The following is a 16,913-nucleotide window of genomic DNA, read 5'->3' on the forward strand; positions in this document are numbered from 1 at the left end:
TGAGTCGAGGGTCGATACGTATGCATGAAGAGGGGTGGGGTCGATGACCGACGGCGCGCGCGAGCTGCCCGGCACCCGGGAGGCCGCGGAGGCGTGGGAGTCGCTCTTCCGCGCACAGGTGGCGCTCATGCGCCGCTTCCAGCGCGACGACGTCTGGGGCGACCTGAGCATCCGCGAGTACGACGTCCTGTTCACCCTGTCCGGCTGCGCCGACGGAACCGCGCGGATCAGGGACCTGGGAGAGAACAGCCTCCTGACACAGCCGAGCCTGTCCCGCCTGGTCGAGCGTCTCGAGCTCGCCGGCCTGGTGCGGCGCGGACCGGTGGAGGGCGACGCGCGCGGCGTGGCGGTCGGTCTGACCGCGGAGGGCTGGCGGGTCCAGCGCGAGATCGGTCGGCGGCACGTGCGCACCATCCGGCGGCTCGTCGGAGGGGCCCTGGACACCGAGGAGCTGGCGACCCTGCGGGCTCTGACCGACAAGCTGCGCGCGGCGCAGGCACGGATTCCCGACGTCCCGTCAGACGCGTAGCGCCCGCAGCTCCGCGGCGACCACCGCCGGCGCCGGCCGGGCTGCGGGGTCCTCCGCGGTCATCGCGAGCAGCAGCCGGCTCCAGTCCCGACCGAACCGCGCGGGGACCTCGACAGGCTCGAGCAGTCGCGCGAGCGAGCTGGCCAGCGGGTCCCCCGGGTAGGCCCGCAGCCCCGTGAGGCACTCGAGCAGCACCAGGCCGAGGGAGTAGACGTCGCTGGGCGGGCCAGCGGGGTGGCCGAGTGCTTGCTCAGGACTCTGGTAGCCGGCCGTGCCCGACGTCCCGCGCGGCGCTTCGGGGGCGCTCGCGGTCGTCACCGCGATGCCGAAGTCGGCGAGCACCACGGGCATCCATGGCGCGTCGAGGCGTCCGCTCTCCCACCGGTCGGCGGCCACCAGGACGTTGGACGGCTTGACGTCGCGGTGCACCACGCCGGCACCGTGCGCGTGCCCGAGAGCGAGCGCGAGCTGCCGGCCGACGTCCGCCGTGACCGACGGCGTGAGGGGGCCGTCGGCGATCGTGTCCCGCAGGGTGCGCCCGTCGACCAGCTCCATGACCAGGAACGCCACGGGACCGCCGTCCGGGAGCACGTCGGCGCCGACGTCGAGCAGCGCGACCAGGCTCGGGTGAGCGAGCGAGGACAGCACGCGCGCTTCCTGCGCGTAGCGCCGGATCTCCCGCGGGGTGGCGGCGCCGATCGAGAACAGCTTGAGGGCGACCGCTCGCTGCAGGCGGACGTCCGTGGCGCGGAAGACCTCGCCCGACCCGCCGCGCCCGAGCTGCTGCTCGAGACGGTACCGACGGCCCAGCGCCGACGGGGTACGGGACTCGATCGAGGGCACGGGAGTCCTGTCTGTGTGGCGGCAACGTGGCTGTCTGACGGTAGAAGCCCGCAGGCCCGACCGCACCTCGGCCGTGGCGAACGGGTGACACGACGCGAGGGGAAGTCCTTGCAGCGCATTGCAAGCCGCTTGCAAGACTGCGCAGTACTGTGGCCCCATGTCCCGACGACTCGCAGAGGTAGCACGCAAGGTCGGCGTCTCGGAGGCCACCGTGAGCCGCGTGCTGAACGGCAAGCCCGGCGTCGCGGAGTCGACGCGGGAGGCGGTGCTGACGGCGCTCGACGTGCTCGGCTACGAGCGACCGACCAAGCTGCGCGGCGAGCGCGCCCGGCTCGTGGGCCTCGTGCTGCCGGAGCTTCAGAACCCGATCTTCCCCGCGTTCGCGGAGGTGGTCGGTGGGGCCCTCGCCCAGCAGGGCTTCACCCCGGTGCTGTGCACGCAGACCGCCGGTGGCGTCTCGGAGGCGGACTACGTCGAGCTCCTGCTCGGGCAGCAGGTGTCGGGCATCGTCTTCGCCGGAGGGCACTACGCGCAGCGCGACGCGACGCACGGGCACTACGAGCGGCTCGCGGGGCGCAACCTGCCGGTCGTGCTCATCAACGCCTCGATCGAGGAGCTGCCCTTCCCCCGGGTGTCCTGCGACGACGAGGTGGCCATCGAGCAGGCGGTCGGGCACCTGGCCTCGCTCGGCCACACGAGGATCGGCCTGGTCCTGGGCCCGGTCGATCACGTGCCGTCCGAGCGCAAGCTGCGGGCTGCCCACGCGATCATGCAGCGCCTCGGCCTGGAGCTGGGGGAGCGTCAGGTGGTCCGCAGCGCCTACTCGCTGGAAAGCGGGCAGGCCGCGGGGAACCGGCTCCTGAAAGAGGGGGTCACGGGCATCGTGTGTGCGAGCGACCCGCTGGCGCTCGGCGTGATCCGGGCGGCCCGCCGGGCCGGGCTGCGCGTCCCGGACGACATCTCGGTCGTCGGGTACGACGACTCCGCGTTCATGAGCTGCACCGAGCCCCCCCTGACCACGGTCCGCCAGCCGATCGAGCCGATGGGCCGCGCCGCGATCGATCTCCTCGTCAGCCAGATCCACGGCGGCGTCGTGCCTCAGGACGAGCTGCTCTTCGAGCCGGAGCTCGTCGTGCGTGGCTCGACCGGGCCGGCGCCGACGCAGCCGGCAGCGCTCACCGACTGATCCCAGCCCCGTCTCGGGCCCCGCACCGCCGTGTCCGGCGGTGCGGGCCTTCGTCGTTCGTGGGCACTTATCGAGATTCGGCGCCATGACGGTCACGCTTCGATAACTACTTTGTCAGGTTCTTGCGTCGATCCGGTCGTGTCCTTTAGCGTCGCGAGTGCGACAACGGCGTTCCGCAGGCCGCACGTCGTTGCTGACAGCACAGGACGACCCGGCTCCGCGACGTCGACGGCGGCCCACGAGAGATGAGACGCGAGTGGCGCAGGCGCAGCCGGAGACCGATCCGCAGTGGTGGCGCGGCGCCGTGATCTACCAGGTCTACCCACGCAGCTTCGCGGACGGGAACGGCGACGGGACCGGGGACCTGGCGGGCCTGCGCTCCCGGCTCCCGTACCTGCGTGACCTCGGCGTCGATGCGATCTGGGTGACCCCCTGGTACGTCTCCCCGCTCGCGGACGGCGGCTACGACGTCGCCGACTACCGATCGATCGACCCGGCGTTCGGCACGCTCGAGGAGGCGGAGCTGCTCATCGCCGAGGCGCTCCACCTCGGCATCCGGACGATCATCGACGTGGTGCCGAACCACGTCTCGGACCAGCACGAGTGGTTCCGGGCGGCGCTCGCGGCGGGCCCCGGTTCGCCGGAGCGGGGGCGGTTCTGGTTCCACCCCGGCAAGGGCGAGCACGGCGAGCAGATCCCGACCGGCTGGGTCTCCGACTTCCAGGGCAGCACCTGGACGCGTACCACCAACCCGGACGGCACCCCGGGGGAGTGGTACCTGCACCTGTTCGCGCCGCAGCAGCCCGACCTCAACTGGTCGCACCCCGAGGTCGTCGCCGAGTTCGAGGCCGTGCTCCGGTTCTGGTTCGACCGTGGCGTCGCGGGCATCCGGATCGACTCGGCCGCGCTGCTGGTCAAGGACGCGACGCTGCCGGAGGTACCCGTCCACCACGGACCGGGCGAGCACCCGCACGTCGACCGCGACGAGCTGCACGACGTCTATCGCGGGTGGCGCGCCGTCGCCGACTCCTACCAGGGCACGCGGGTCCTCGTCGGTGAGGTCTGGCTCCAGGACGCGTCGCGCTTCGCGCAGTACCTGCGTCCCGACGAGATGCACACCGCGTTCAACTTCGACTTCATGGCACGGCCGTGGGACGCCAAGCAGCTGCGCGAGTCGATCGACATCACGCTCACGGCGCACGGGCCTGTCGGCGCACCGGCCACCTGGGTGCTGTCGAACCACGACGTCACGCGTCCGGTCACGCGGTACGGCCGCGAGGACACGTCGTTCGCGTTCACCGCCAAGCGCTTCGGCACCCCGACCGACCTGGGCGTCGGTCTGCGCCGGGCGCGGGCTGCAGCGCTGCTCACGGCTGCCCTGCCGGGCTCGCTGTACATCTACCAGGGCGACGAGCTGGGCCTGCCGGAGGTCGAGGACCTGCCGCTGGACGTGCTCCAGGACCCGATGCACTTCCGCTCCGAGGGTGTCGACCCCGGGCGTGACGGCTGCCGTGTGCCGCTGCCCTGGAGCGGCACCAGCGCCCCCTACGGGTTCGGGTCCGGCGGGTCGTGGCTCCCGCAGCCTGCCGCCTGGGCGGACCTGACCGTCAGCGCCCAGGAGGACGACCCGGCCTCCACCCTGCACCTGTACCGCGACCTCCTGGCGGTTCGCCGGGCCGAGCCCGCCCTGGGCGACGGGCCGATGACGTGGATCGACAGCTCCGACGACGTGCTCGCGTTCGCCCGTGGCGACCTCGTGTGCGTGGTCAACCTGGGCGACGAGCCCGCGACCCCGCCCCCCCACACCGACGTCCTGCTCTCGAGCGCCCCGCTCGAGGCAGGCCTGCTGCCGCGCGACACCGCCGCGTGGCTGCGCAGCCCCGTCTGATCCGCACCACCTCGACCGCAGCACCCGATCGCGACCTGGCACCCCGTCCGGCGCGTTCCCTCACGAAGGAGTGACGATGAGGTCCTCACGCAGCACCGCGCTCGCCATGGCCGGTGTGCTCTCGCTCGGCCTGCTGGCCGCGTGCAGCACCGACGACGACCCGTCGGGCGACGAGTCCGACGGCAAGGTCACCATCACGGTCGCCGGCCTCCAGCCGGGCGCCGAGCCCGAGGCCGTCGAGGCGCTCGACGCGCGCGTCGCGGAGTTCGAGGAGGCGAACCCGGACATCGACGTGCAGCCCGAGGAGTACAACTGGCTGGCCTCGACGTTCTCCGCGCAGCTGGCCGGCGGCACGCTGCCGAACGTGTTCGAGATCCCGCTGACCGATGCCAAGACGCTCATCGAGAACGGCCAGCTGGCCGACATCTCGGCGCAGTTCGACTCCCTGTCGTTCGCGGACGACTTCAACGAGAACCTGCTCGAGGCGGGTACCGGCTCGGACGGCAAGGTGTACGCGATCCCCGCCAAGTCCATCTACGGCGTCGCGCTGCACTACAACCGCACCCTGTTCGAGCAGGCCGGCCTCGACCCCGACCAGCCGCCGACGACGTGGGACGAGGTCCGCGAGTACGCCAAGACCATCCACGACGCGACCGGTGTCGCGGGCTACGCGACGATGGCGCTAGACAACGCCGGCGGGTGGCAGCTGGCCGCCGCGGCGAACTCGCGCGGTGGTGTCATCCAGGAGCTGGACGGCGAGGAGTACACCGCGACGCTGGACGACCCGGCGGTCAAGGAGCACCTGCAGTGGCTGCACGACCTGCGCTTCGAGGACGGCTCGATCCTGCCCCGCACCGACCTCGGCTGGGGCGAGATCAACGAGGCGTTCGCAGGTGGCCAGCTGGCCATGTACACGTCCGGCTCGGACGTCTACAACGCGCTCGTCGAGAACAACGGGCTCACGCAGGACTGGGGCTACGGCCTCACCGCGATCCCGACGTCGAACGGTGGTGGCGCCCTCACCGGTGGCACGCTTGCCGCGGTGACCATGGAGTCCACCGACGCCCAGAAGGACGCCGCCGTGAAGTGGATCGACTTCTGGTACCTCTCCAAGATGCTCGACCAGGACCAGGCTGTCGCCGACGCCAAGCTCCGCAACGAGAACGGCCAGGCCGTGGGTACCCCGGTGCTCCCGATCTTCAGCGAGGAGCAGTACGCGACGTCCCTCGAGTGGGTCAAGGACTACGTCAACGTCCCGCTCGAGAACATGTCCGGCTACACGGACGTCATGTTCACGCAGCCCAGCATCGGTGAGATCAGCGCGTCCACCCAGGACACGTACGCGCTGCTCTTCCCGATCGTGCAGGCGGTCCTGACGGACGAGAACGCCGACATCGACGCCCTGCTCGAGACGGCGAACACTCAGGGTCAGGCGCTGCTCGACAAGTAGGCCCCCGAGGTGCCCGGCCGGGGAGCGTCCCGGCCGGGCAGCCCTGCTCGACCGTCCGTACCCCCGGAGGAAGGCTCTCGATGACCACGGACGACGTCGTCCTGCGCAGACGCCGCGGCACCCCGCTCACCTGGGTGCGCGGCGGCGGGCTGAGCGCACTGGTGTTCGCCCTGCCCCTGCTCGTGATCTTCGGCGTGTTCTCGTGGCTGCCGATCGTCCGCGCGGTGGTGATGAGCTTCCAGAAGACGAACCTCATCACGACGTCGTGGGTGGGTCTGCAGAACTTCCAGAACGTGTTCGCGGACCCGCTGCTGCCCGTCGCGACGCGCAACACGCTGTGGTTCGCGCTGCTGGCACTCGTGTTCGGCTACCCGATCCCGCTGGTCGCCGCGGTGCTCATGCGAGAGGTCCGGCGGGCGAAGGGGCTCTACTCCGCCCTGGCCTACCTGCCCGTCGTCGTCCCGCCCGTGGTGGCGGTCCTGCTCTGGAAGTTCTTCTACGACCCGCGGCCCGAGGGCGTGTTCAACACGATCCTCGGGTGGGTCGGCATCCCGCCCCAACCCTGGTTGCAGAGCATGACGATGGCGATGCCGTCGCTCGTGCTGGAGGCGACGTGGGCGGCCGCCGGCGGCACCGTGATCATCTACCTGGCGGCGCTGACGGCCGTCCCGCCCGAGCTGTACGACGCGGCCGAGGTCGACGGCGCCGGTGTGTGGCGCAAGGTCTGGCACGTGCTGCTGCCACAGCTGCGCGGGGTCCTGTTCATCACGCTGATCCTGCAGATCATCGGGACCGCGCAGGTGTTCCTGGAGCCCTACCTGTTCACCGGCGGCGGTCCGGCCAACGCCACGGTGACGATCCTGCTGCTCATCTACCGCTACGCGTTCGGCAACAGCCTCGGCGGCAACTACGGCGAGGCCACGGCGCTCAGCCTGCTCCTCGCGCTGTTCCTCGCCGTGATGTCTCTCGTGTACTTCCGCCTGACCCGCCGTTGGAGCACCTCGTGACGACGACCTCGCCCCTCGGGCCCACCAGCCCGCCGCCCGTGCTCGGCACCGATGAGGGCGACGTACCCGTCATCCCCGGCGCCGAGCTGGTCAGCGCGACGAGGGCCCGACGCAGGACTGCGACCGCCGAGGAGGGCGAGGAGCGCAGCGCAGTCTCGGCCTCCGACTGGCGCCGCCCGTCCGTGAGGTGGTCCCTCGGCGCCACCCACTGGCTCCTGCTCGTGCTGCTCGTGGTCTGGTGCGTCGGTCCGCTCCTGCTCCTCGCCAAGTTCGCCGTCACACCCACGCAGGACATCCTGCGCACCCCGATGGCGATCTTCCCGAACGGCATCGCCTGGTCGAACCTCAGCGAGGCGTGGAACGACGTCCAGGTCAGCAAGTACTTCGCCAACACGATCGTGCTCGCCGCGGGCGCCTGGTTCAGCCAGATCCTCGTCGCGACGACCGGCGGCTACCTGCTGTCGGTGCTGCGTCCCCGCTACGCCCGCGTGCTGCAGGCGGCGGTGCTGGCCACCCTGTTCGTCCCCGCGGTCGTGCTGCTGGTGCCGCTGTACCTGACCGTCCTGGACACCCCGGTGTTCCACACGTCCCTGGTCAACTCGTTCTGGGGAGTCTGGCTGCCGGCCGGTGCGAGCGCGTTCAACGTGGTGCTCGTCCAGCGGTTCTTCGACAACCTCCCGCGGGAGATCTTCGAGGCCGCCCGAGTCGACGGCGCCGGGCCGTACCGCCTGTTCTGGTCGATCGTGCTGCCCATGAGCAAGCCGATCCTCGGCGTCGTGTCGATCTTCGCCGTCATCGGGTCGTGGAAGGACTTCCTCTGGCCGTTGCTAGTCCTGCGCAACCCCGACCTGCAACCCCTGTCCGTGCGCCTGCCGTCCATCGAGGCGACCACCGACAAGGGCGTCCTGATGGCCGCCCTGGCCATCTCCACCCTGATCCCGATCGTGCTGTTCCTCGTGTTCCAGCGCATGTTCCTGCGTGGTGCCGGCCTGGGGGGAGCGGTCAAGGGCTGAGCGGAGGCTTTCTGACACCGCGTCCGGACAATCTCACGGGCCTGTCGGGCCCCTCGCCGCGAGAGCTCGGGGTGCCCGGTGCGATGATCGTGCGGTGGCCCCCGACACCGCCGTGAGCACCTCGTTGTCCTCGACCGACCTGAGCCCCGTCGCACCGTACGACGCGCTCCTGCTCTTCTCGTTCGGTGGGCCGGACGGTCCCGACGACGTGCTGCCGTTCCTGCGCAACGTGACCGCCGGGAAGAACATCCCCGACGAGCGGCTCGCGGTCGTGGCGGAGCACTACCACCACTTCGGCGGGGCCAGCCCGATCAACGGCCAGAACCTGGCGCTGCAGAAGGCGCTGAGCGAGGAGATCGCCCGGCGTGGCCTGGACCTTCCGGTCGTGTGGGGCAACCGCAACTGGGAGCCGTACACGCGGGACGCCCTGTCGGCTGCGTACTTCGACGGCGCTCGCCGGATGGTCGCCCTGGTCACCAGCGCGTACTCGTCGTACTCGGGCTGCCGCCAGTACCGGGAGAACCTCTGGGCCTCGCTCGACGAGCTCGGCGTCGACGTGGGCCTCGGCGAGGGCGAGCACCCGCTGGTCGTCGACAAGGTCCGGTCCTACTTCAACCACCCGGGCTTCGTGCAGGCGAACGTCGACGCGGTGACCGAGGCGTTCGAGTCGATCGGCCGCGACGCGCGCCTGGTCTTCGTCACGCACTCGATCCCCGACACGATGGAGGAGGCCTCGGCGGTCTCCGGCGCGTCGTACCGCGCGCAGCACCTCGACGCCGCCGCCACGGTCGCGGCCGCCGTCGAGCAGCGCCTCGGGCGGCCCGTGACCTGGGACCTCGCCTACTGCTCGCGCTCCGGCCCGCCCAGCCAGCCGTGGCTCGAGCCGGACGTCAACGACCACCTGACGGCGCTGGCAGCCGACGGGGTGCAGGCCGTGGTCCTGTCGCCGATCGGGTTCATCTCCGACCACATGGAGGTCGCCTTCGACCTCGACACGGAGGCGCTGGAGACCGCGGCCGGCCTCGGTCTCGTGGCCGTGCGCGCCGACACCGTCGGGACCCGCGAGCCGTTCGTGCGCGGGCTGGTCGACCTGGTGCTGGAGCGGGCGGCCCTGGCCCGTGACGCCGACGCGAACGGCGCGCACCCCGTCACGGCCGACGTCGCCGCCGACGCCGCCGCCCGACCGGTGGCCGAGGCGACCGCCGGGGAGCTGCCGCCGTTCCGCTCGGTCTGCCGGCCGGGCTGTTGCCAGATGCGCGCCGAGAGCCCCACCGGCATCCCCGCCGCCTGCTCGACGGACCCCTGGTCCTGATCACTCCCGAACGTCTTCCCCACACTTCTCCTGGAGCATCCGCGATGACGCACGACGCCGAGACCCTCAACGCCACCGTCCGGTACACGATGTGGACCGTCTTCGCGCTCGAGGAGGTCCTTCCCGAGGACGACGACGAGCGCGCCGAGCTCATCGCCGCGGCCCAGTCGGCCGTCGCCGCCGAGGGACTGGTCATCCGCGGCTGGTACGACGTCGCGGGGCTGCGCGCCGACGCGGACCTCATGGTCTGGTGGCACGCGGAGACGATCGAGGAGGTGCAGGGCGCCTACCAGCGGCTGCGCGCCAGCGACCTCGGCCGGCACCTGCTGCCCGTGTGGTCCGTCGTCGGTCTGCACCGGCCGGCGGAGTTCAACCGGTCGCACGTCCCCGCCTTCCTGGCGGGSGAGCCGGCCGGCGACTACATGACGGTGTACCCGTTCGTGCGGTCCTACGACTGGTACGTGCTGCCCGAGGACGACCGCCGACGGATGCTCGTCGAGCACGGTCAGGCGGCTCGCGGGTACGCCGACGTCCGCGCCAACACGGTCTCGGCCTTCGCCCTCGGCGACTACGAGTGGATCCTCGCGTTCGAGGCCCCCGAGCTGCACCGGATCGTCGACCTGATGCGGGACCTGCGCGCCACCGACGCCCGCCTCCACGTGCGCGAGGAGGTGCCGTTCTACACCGGCCCGCGCGTGACGCTGGAGACCTGGGCGGACCGCCAGCCGCGTGGCTGACGGCTGGATGACATCATCGACAGATGGTCGATCTGGCGGGGACATGGCGGTTCACGGCGCTCGAGGGCGCTGAGCTCGAGGGGGCGCAGCGCGCGACCCCGTGGCTGACGTTCGACGGTGACGGTGTGGTGTTCGGCCTGGCCGGGGTCAACCGGGTGCGCGGCACGTGGCGCCTGGACGGGGAGACGCTGACCTTCGGCCCCGTCGTCTCCACGCTCATGGCCGGCCCCCCGGACGCGATGACCCGCGAGCAGCAGGTCCTCCGCCTGCTGGGGGAGCCCTCGAGGGTGTCCGCGCCCGACGGGGACACCCTCCAGCTCAGCGGCGTGCTCGAGGCGCAGCTGGTCCGGGACCCGCGCGCAGGCGACGAGCCGACCTAGACGTCACGTGGTACCTAGAGCCGTGGAGGTCATCCGGAGTGCGGAGCCGAGTGACGTCAGGGCGGTCTGCGTGTTCGGTGAGACGCACATCCGCCCCCACTACGCACCGCTGATCGGCGAGCCCGCCGCGGACGCCCAGGTGGCCAGATGGTGGAACGCGGATCAGATCGGTGCCGCCGTGTCCGCGGGGCTGATCGTCGTCGCGGAGGCGGCCGACGGGGTCGTGGGCGTCGCGCAGCTCGGGCGAGCCGGCGTCGACCACGTCATCTACAAGCTGTACGTCGACCCCCGGCACCGCAGCCACGGGCTGGGCCCACGACTGATCGAGGCGCTCGTCCGCCGGCTGCCGCCGGACGCGACCCGGTTGTGCGTCGAGCACTTCGCCGGCAACGAGCGAGCATCGGCGTTCTACGAGCGCGAGGGCTTCACCGTGGAACGAGTCGACCCGAGCCCGGTCGACGATCCAGCGCTCGACGTGGTGTGGCGCGTCCGGGTCCTACCCGGAGCGAGTGGCCGGCCGGGTCCCTAGTCACGCGGCGACGACGACCGACGGCCAGCGCGCCGCCACCTGCTCCAGCGTGTGCACGCGCGTCGCCACGTCGAACGCCGTCCCGGTGATCATCAGCTCGTCGGCGCCCGTGCGCTCCACCAGCGCGGCGAGCTCCTCGGCCGCTCGGTCCGCGGTGGTCGCGACCTGCGTCCCGGGGACGCGGGCGAAGAAGTCGGCGGCCGCCACCGGGTCGAGGGCGGCGAGCTCGCGGGCGGCATCCGCGGGCGACACGATCGGCCCCAGCGGACGGCCGGTCCGCAGTGACAGCGCCATGACCCGGCTGGGACCGGCCAGGTAGGCCGCCTCGTCCTCGGAGTCCGCCACGAGCACCGAGGCCGACACCATCAGCCGCGGCGCGTCCAGCACGGGTGACGGACGGAACGCGCGGCGGTAGGCGTCGGCGGCCTGGAGGGTGTGGCCGGTGTTGAAGTGGTGGGCGTAGCTGAACGGGAGACCCAGCGAGCCGGCCAGCTCCGCGCTGAACGTGCTGGAGCCCAGCAGCCAGACCTGCGGCGACGACGTCGCGACCGGCGTCGCCGACAGGCGTGAGGCCCGCAGCGACGGTGCCCGGCCGGGAAGGTACTGCCCGAGCAGGGCGAGGACATCGATGACCTCCGCCGGGAAGTCGTCGGCACCCAGGCCCTCCACGGTGCGCCGCAGCGCCGCCGCGGTCATGGGGTCCGCCCCGGGGGCGCGGCCGATGCCGAGGTCGATCCGGCCGGGGTGCAATGCCTCGAGCATCGCGAACTGCTCCGCGACCACCAGGGTCGGGTGGTTCGGCAGCATGACCCCGCCCGAGCCGACTCGGATGCGGTCGGTCGACGCGGCCAGGTGCGCGAGCAGCACGCCCGGGGACGTCGAGGCGACGGCCGGCATCGCGTGGTGCTCGGCGACCCAGTAGCGCTCGTACCCGGCGGCGTCGGCGACGCGGGCGAGCGCCGTGGTGGCGGCGAGCGCGTCGCCGGAGGACTGGCCGACGGCCACGGGGGAGGTGTCGAGCACGGACAGGGGCACGGGGTTACGACGGGTCACCTCGTCAGCAACACCCGGGCCCCCGTCCGTACTCCCGACGGTCAGAGGTGCAGGCGTACTCGGCCTTGTTCAGGGATACAGGCCGCGGATCTGATGCGCCTCGGCGACGCGTCGCACCCCGATGGTCAGAGCCGCGTCGCGCAGCGAGATGCCCTCGCTGCTCGCCAGGGCGGCCACCGCCCGGTGAGCCGTGATCATGCGGTGCTCCAGGCGGTCCTCGATCTCGCGCTCGGTCCACCAGTACGCCTGGTTGGCCTGCACCCACTCGAAGTACGACACGACGACGCCGCCGGCGTTGGCCAGGATGTCGGGCACGACGACCACGCCGCGCTCCGCGAGCACGCGGTCGCCCTCGTGGGTCGTCGGACCGTTGGCGGCCTCCACCACCCACCGCGCCTTGACCCGGCCCGCAGCCTCGGCGTCCAGCACGCCTTCGACGGCGGCCGGGATGAGGAGGTCGACGTCGAGCGCGAGCAGCTCGGTGTTGTCGATGGCCTCGCCGCCGTCGAAGCCCGCGACCGAGCCCGTCGCCAGGACATGCCGCTCGAGGGAGGCGATGTCGAGGCCGTCGCTGCGCATCACGCCGCCCTGCTCGTCGCTGACGGCGACCACGCGTGTCCCCGCGTCGTGCAGGAACCGTGAGGCGTGCGACCCGACCTTGCCGAAGCCCTGCACCGCGGCGCTGACCTCGCTCAGCTGGACGCCCGCGTCGCCGAGGGCTGCGGCAGCCGCGTGGACGACGCCGCGTGAGGTGGCGGTGGCGCGACCCAGGGAGCCGCCGACGGCCAGCGGCTTGCCCGTGGTCACGGCGGGGATGGTGTAGCCGAGGTTCACGGAGTACGTGTCCATGACCCACGCCATGGTCTGCTCGTTGGTGCCGACGTCCGGCGCCATGATGTCCCGCTCAGGCCCGATGATCGGCATGATCTCGCTGGTGTAGCGCCGGGTGACCCGCTCGAGCTCGGCCTGGCTGTAGCGCCGGGGGTCGATCGTGACGCCACCCTTGGCGCCGCCGTACGGCACGTCGACGACCGCACACTTCCAGGTCATCCACATGGCGAGCGCGCGGACCTCGTCGACGTCGACGCCGGCCGAGTAGCGCAGCCCGCCCTTGGCCGGTCCGCGGGAGATGTTGTGCTGCACCCGGTACCCGGTGAAGAGCTCGATCTCGCCGTCGTCCCGACGCAGGGGGACAGCGACGTTCATCTCCCGCCGGGGTGTGGCGAGCATGCGGTGGAGCCCTTCGCTGTAGCCGAGGAGCTCGATTGCACCGGCAAGCTGTGCCTTGGCGGTGGCGAGGGGCGTGGTCTGCTGCGGGGTCTCCGCTGTGAGGTCCGTCACGTGCCCCACTCTGACACCACCCGTGGCGGGCGCACGACAGGACCGACAGGCGAGCCGGGTGTGTCCGAGGTGCGGGCAGCGTCATGAGATCTACGCGTTGTCGACGGGCCCGACCACCGAGCCGCCGAGGTGCCGTGCGTACCGCTCCGGGACGAGGACGCACATGCCGAACGTTGCGTACGGACGGGTTCACCCGGGCGACAGCCGAACGGTGGTCGACCGGCAGCGCCGCACCTCGCACGCAGGGCCCGTGACGGCAAGACTGAGCCGTGGCCGGACCCGGCCGGCGAGGACAGCGAGGATCGGCCGCGACCCGGCCGGCCCGCGGACGAAGGAGCAGCATGTCGACGACTGACGTCACCGAGGACGCGATCCGGTTGGCGCGCTCCTGGCTCTCGGCGACGGCGGAGGGCCAGACGGCCAAGGAACGACGCACCACCGGGAGGTTGGCCGCGCTCGTCGCGGATCCCGCGGGGCTGGAGCTCGCGGTGCGGTTCGTGGACCGGGTGGCCCGTCCGCAGGACGTCCGCGTCGCGGCCCGGGAGCTCGCCCGTCTCACGTCGGGTGCCGCGGCGGGCTTCCTCGGCCCTCTCGACCGGGCGATGCTGGGGATCGGCGCGGTCGTCGCACCGGTGCTCCCCGACGTCGTGGTGCCCGCCGCCCGACAGCGTCTGCGCAGCCTCGTCGGCCATCTCGTCGCCGACGACGGTCCGGGACTGGCCACGCACCTGGCTGCCACGCGTGCCGAGGGTTTCCGCCTCAACCTCAACCTGCTCGGCGAAGCAGTGCTGGGGGAGCGCGAGGCGGTCGCCCGGCTCGCACGCGTGACGGCACTGGTGGAACGACCCGACGTGGACTACGTGTCCGTGAAGGTGTCGGCGGTGGCAAGCCAGCTGTCCACGTGGGACACCGACGGCAGCGTGGACCGCGTGGTCGACCGGCTGCGTCCCCTGTACCTGACCGCAGCCCGCCACGGCACCTTCCTCAACCTCGACATGGAGGAGTACCGCGACCTCGCCCTCACGATGCGGGTGTTCGAGCGGCTCGCCTCCGACCCGGAGCTCCGCACGGCTCCGGCCGGGATCGTGCTGCAGGCGTACCTGCCGGACGCCGCGGACGCCCTCGACGAGCTGACGGCCATCGCGACGGCCCGCCGGGCGGCCGGCGGCGCCCGCCTCAAGGTCCGCCTGGTCAAGGGCGCCAACCTGGCGATGGAGCAGGTGGAGGCCGAGCTGCACGGGTGGTCACAGGCTCCGTACGGCACCAAGGCAGAGGTCGACGCGGCCTACCTGCGGCTGGTGGACCGGGCCCTCGACCCCGCCCGGACGGCCGCGCTGCGGGTCGGGATCGCCAGCCACAACCTCTTCCACGTCGCCGCGGCCCACCTGCTCGCGCAGCGGCGGCGCGTCAGCGAGGCGCTCGACGTCGAGATGCTCCAGGGAATGGCGCCCGCCCAGGCTCGCGCGGTGCGCGACGACGTGGGCGCGGTGCTGCTGTACACGCCGGTCGTCGCCCGGCACGACTTCGACGTCGCGATCTCCTACCTGGTGCGGCGCCTGGAGGAGAACTCCGCGAGCCAGAACTTCCTGCACGCACTGTTCGCCCAGGGTGCCGCGATGGACGCCCAGGAGGAGGCGTTCCGCGTCGCCTTCCGTGACCGGGACGAGCCGTCGACCGCGGCCCGACGCACCGCGCGACCCTACGCCGACGCGCCCGGCACGGGTCCGTTCGCGAACACCCCGGACACCGACCCGGCCGTCGCGATGGCGCGCGTCTGGGCCCGGGGTCTGGTCGACAGGGACGTGCCGGTACCACCCGGCGCGGTCACGGTGTCCACGACCGACGAGGTCGACGCGGTCGTCGCCCGCGCCACGTCGGCGTTGCCCGCCTGGGCCGCGACAACGCCCGCGGACCGTGCTCGTGCGCTCCACGCGGTCGCCGCAGCGCTGGAGGACGCACGTGCCGCCCTCGTGGCGACGATGGTCCACGAGACCGGCAAGACGGTCGCCGAGGCCGACCCGGAGGTCAGCGAGGCCGTCGACTTCGCCCGCTACTACGCCGACCGCGCGGCCGAGCTCGCCGACGGCGTCGTGCCGGGCGCGGTGCACCGCCCGGCCGGCCTGACCGTCGTGGCACCCCCGTGGAACTTCCCGGTGGCGATCCCGGTCGGCTCGGTCCTCGCCTCGCTCGCCGCAGGGAGCCCGGTCCTGGTCAAGCCCGCACCCCAGGCACCGCGGTGCGGGCAGGTCGCGATGGCGGCGATCCAGCGCGGGCTCGACGAGGCCGGCGCACCCGCCGGCATCCTCACGGTCGTGCTGAGTCCCGAGGGTGACGTCGGACGTCGGCTCGTCACCCATCCGGACGTCGCCCGGGTCATCCTCACCGGCTCCATCGAGACCGCGCAGCTGTTCGCCGGGTGGCGTCCCGACCTCGACGTCCTCGCCGAGACCTCGGGAAAGAACGCGCTGGTCATCACCCCGTCCGCGGACGTGGACCTGGCGGTGGCCGATCTGGTGCGCTCCGCGTTCGGCCATGCCGGACAGAAGTGCTCCGCCGCGTCGCTGGCGATCCTCGTCGGCTCCGCGGGCCGCTCCGACCGGCTGCGCCGCCAGCTCGCCGATGCTGTCGCGTCCCTGCGCGTCGGCCCCGCGACCGACCTGGGCACAGCCGTCGGGCCGCTGACCGAGCCGGCGTACGGCAAGCTGCTGCGCGCACTGACGACGCTCGATCCCGGGGAGTCGTGGCTGGTCACCCCGCGCAAGCTGGACGACGAAGGTCGGCTGTGGACACCTGGCGTGAAGTACGGCGTCGCCCCCGGGTCGTGGTTCCACACCACGGAGTGCTTCGGGCCCGTGCTCGGGATCATGCGCGTCGAGACGCTCGACGAGGCGATCGACCTGCAGAACGCCGTCGCCTTCGGACTCACGGGCGGGCTGCACTCCCTCGACGAGGCCGAGATCGACCAGTGGCTGGACCGCGTCGAGGTGGGCAACGCCTACGTCAACCGACACATCACCGGGGCGATCGTGCAGCGCCAGCCGTTCGGTGGCTGGAAGGCGTCCACGGTCGGCCCCGGCGCCAAGGCGGGCGGACCGCACTACGTCGCGCAGATCGGAGACTGGCAGGACTCGGCCGACGTCCCGCAGAACGACGACGCCTGGCTCGCGTGGGCGCAGGCCGACGACGCCCGCGTGTGGGCCGACGAGCTCTCGCGCGAGCACGACCCGTCGGGGCTGCGGGTCGAGGCGAACCTCCTGCGCTACCGACCGGTGCCGCAGCTCACCGTCCGGACGGGTTCCGACGCGCCGGCCCGTGAGGTCGACCGGGTCTGTCACGCGGCACGGATCGCCGGGGTGCGGGTGGTCGTGAGCGACGTGGCGGGCGAGTCCCACGAGGCGTTCGCCGCGCGCGTCCGGTCCGGTGCGGTGACCGGCCGGGTGCGGGTGGTCGGCTCGGCGCCCGGGCTGCGCGACGCCGTCGCGACCCGCGTCGGCGAGGTCACGGTGCTCGATGGACCCGTGCTGGCCAGCGGTGCGCGGGAGCTGCTCACCGTCGTGCGCGAGCAGGCAGTCAGCCGCACGCTGCACCGGTTCGGGCACGTCCCGCCGACGGCCGGCTGAGTGCAGAAGGGCCCGGTGGAGTGTT

At 72.3% G+C, this 16,913-nt stretch carries 14 protein-coding genes; 11 read left to right on the forward strand and 3 right to left on the reverse strand.

The features are described 5' to 3' along the window. The first annotated feature begins 43 nt into the window (after positions 1-43). On the forward strand, positions 44-529 hold the full coding sequence (locus tag ASG23_RS10390) for a MarR family winged helix-turn-helix transcriptional regulator (protein ID WP_056024591.1): 486 nt from the start codon (positions 44-46) through the stop codon (positions 527-529). Here the strand turns inward: ASG23_RS10390 and ASG23_RS10395 are convergent. Then, the gene (locus tag ASG23_RS10395; RefSeq protein ID WP_056024017.1) at positions 518-1,372 is read right to left on the reverse strand and encodes a serine/threonine-protein kinase; all 855 of its coding nucleotides are present in this window, start codon (positions 1,370-1,372) and stop codon (positions 518-520) included. The genes ASG23_RS10390 and ASG23_RS10395 overlap by 12 nt on opposite strands. A 157-nt stretch (positions 1,373-1,529) precedes the next feature. Between ASG23_RS10395 and ASG23_RS10400 the strand changes: the two genes are divergently transcribed. From ASG23_RS10400 to ASG23_RS10440, 9 genes are all read left to right on the forward strand, one after another. Further along, positions 1,530-2,558: a LacI family DNA-binding transcriptional regulator gene (locus ASG23_RS10400; protein WP_056024020.1), complete on the forward strand. Its 1,029-nt coding sequence runs from the start codon at positions 1,530-1,532 to the stop codon at positions 2,556-2,558. Positions 2,559-2,814: 256 nt separating this feature from the next. Further along, positions 2,815-4,446: a glycoside hydrolase family 13 protein gene (locus tag ASG23_RS10405; protein ID WP_200941559.1), complete on the forward strand. Its 1,632-nt coding sequence runs from the start codon at positions 2,815-2,817 to the stop codon at positions 4,444-4,446. Positions 4,447-4,522: 76 nt separating this feature from the next. After that, a complete protein-coding gene (locus tag ASG23_RS10410; RefSeq protein ID WP_056024023.1) occupies positions 4,523-5,896 on the forward strand; it encodes an ABC transporter substrate-binding protein in 1,374 nt (457 codons plus the stop codon). Between the two features lie 80 nt (positions 5,897-5,976). Continuing rightward, a complete protein-coding gene (locus tag ASG23_RS10415) occupies positions 5,977-6,903 on the forward strand; it encodes a carbohydrate ABC transporter permease (protein ID WP_200941560.1) in 927 nt (308 codons plus the stop codon). 86 nt (positions 6,904-6,989) lie between these two features. Further along, complete coding sequence (locus tag ASG23_RS10420; RefSeq protein WP_056024600.1) at positions 6,990-7,916, forward strand: carbohydrate ABC transporter permease; 927 nt, start codon at positions 6,990-6,992, stop codon at positions 7,914-7,916. A gap of 94 nt (positions 7,917-8,010) precedes the next feature. Next, positions 8,011-9,228 carry a ferrochelatase gene (locus ASG23_RS10425; RefSeq protein WP_235521002.1) on the forward strand — a complete coding sequence of 406 codons (1,218 nt, stop codon included), beginning with the start codon at positions 8,011-8,013 and terminating at the stop codon, positions 9,226-9,228. 44 nt (positions 9,229-9,272) lie between these two features. Next, positions 9,273-9,965 (forward strand): hydrogen peroxide-dependent heme synthase, encoded by a 693-nt coding sequence (gene hemQ / locus ASG23_RS10430; RefSeq protein ID WP_056024026.1) that lies wholly within the window; start codon positions 9,273-9,275, stop codon positions 9,963-9,965. A gap of 23 nt (positions 9,966-9,988) precedes the next feature. Then, positions 9,989-10,345: an META domain-containing protein gene (locus tag ASG23_RS10435; RefSeq protein ID WP_056024029.1), complete on the forward strand. Its 357-nt coding sequence runs from the start codon at positions 9,989-9,991 to the stop codon at positions 10,343-10,345. A gap of 22 nt (positions 10,346-10,367) precedes the next feature. After that, positions 10,368-10,874 carry a GNAT family N-acetyltransferase gene (locus tag ASG23_RS10440; RefSeq protein ID WP_056024032.1) on the forward strand — a complete coding sequence of 169 codons (507 nt, stop codon included), beginning with the start codon at positions 10,368-10,370 and terminating at the stop codon, positions 10,872-10,874. Here ASG23_RS10440 and ASG23_RS10445 read toward each other — a convergent pair whose 3' ends face one another. Both ASG23_RS10445 and ASG23_RS10450 read right to left on the reverse strand, forming a co-directional pair. After that, the gene (locus ASG23_RS10445; protein WP_056024036.1) at positions 10,875-11,927 is read right to left on the reverse strand and encodes an LLM class flavin-dependent oxidoreductase; all 1,053 of its coding nucleotides are present in this window, start codon (positions 11,925-11,927) and stop codon (positions 10,875-10,877) included. Positions 11,928-11,996: 69 nt separating this feature from the next. Further along, the gene (locus tag ASG23_RS10450) at positions 11,997-13,268 is read right to left on the reverse strand and encodes a Glu/Leu/Phe/Val family dehydrogenase (RefSeq protein WP_056024605.1); all 1,272 of its coding nucleotides are present in this window, start codon (positions 13,266-13,268) and stop codon (positions 11,997-11,999) included. Positions 13,269-13,609: 341 nt separating this feature from the next. Here ASG23_RS10450 and ASG23_RS10455 point away from each other — a divergent pair, with 341 nt between their 5' ends. Beyond that, complete coding sequence (locus tag ASG23_RS10455) at positions 13,610-16,888, forward strand: bifunctional proline dehydrogenase/L-glutamate gamma-semialdehyde dehydrogenase (RefSeq protein ID WP_056024039.1); 3,279 nt, start codon at positions 13,610-13,612, stop codon at positions 16,886-16,888. The last annotated feature ends 25 nt before the right edge of the window (positions 16,889-16,913 follow it).

The organism is Cellulomonas sp. Leaf395 (assembly GCF_001424125.1).
GTDB lineage: Bacteria > Actinomycetota > Actinomycetes > Actinomycetales > Cellulomonadaceae > Cellulomonas.

Bases quoted from the DNA above. Each gene is read 5' to 3' on its own strand.
- ASG23_RS10415 (WP_200941560.1), top strand. From the start codon at position 5,977: ATGACCACGGACGACGTCGTCCTGCGCAGACGCCGCGGCACCCCGCTC.
- ASG23_RS10410 (WP_056024023.1), top strand. From the start codon at position 4,523: ATGAGGTCCTCACGCAGCACCGCGCTCGCCATGGCCGGTGTGCTCTCG.
- ASG23_RS10400 (WP_056024020.1), top strand. From the start codon at position 1,530: ATGTCCCGACGACTCGCAGAGGTAGCACGCAAGGTCGGCGTCTCGGAG.
- ASG23_RS10435 (WP_056024029.1), top strand. From the start codon at position 9,989: ATGGTCGATCTGGCGGGGACATGGCGGTTCACGGCGCTCGAGGGCGCT.
- ASG23_RS10455 (WP_056024039.1), top strand. From the start codon at position 13,610: ATGTCGACGACTGACGTCACCGAGGACGCGATCCGGTTGGCGCGCTCC.
- ASG23_RS10390 (WP_056024591.1), top strand. From the start codon at position 44: ATGACCGACGGCGCGCGCGAGCTGCCCGGCACCCGGGAGGCCGCGGAG.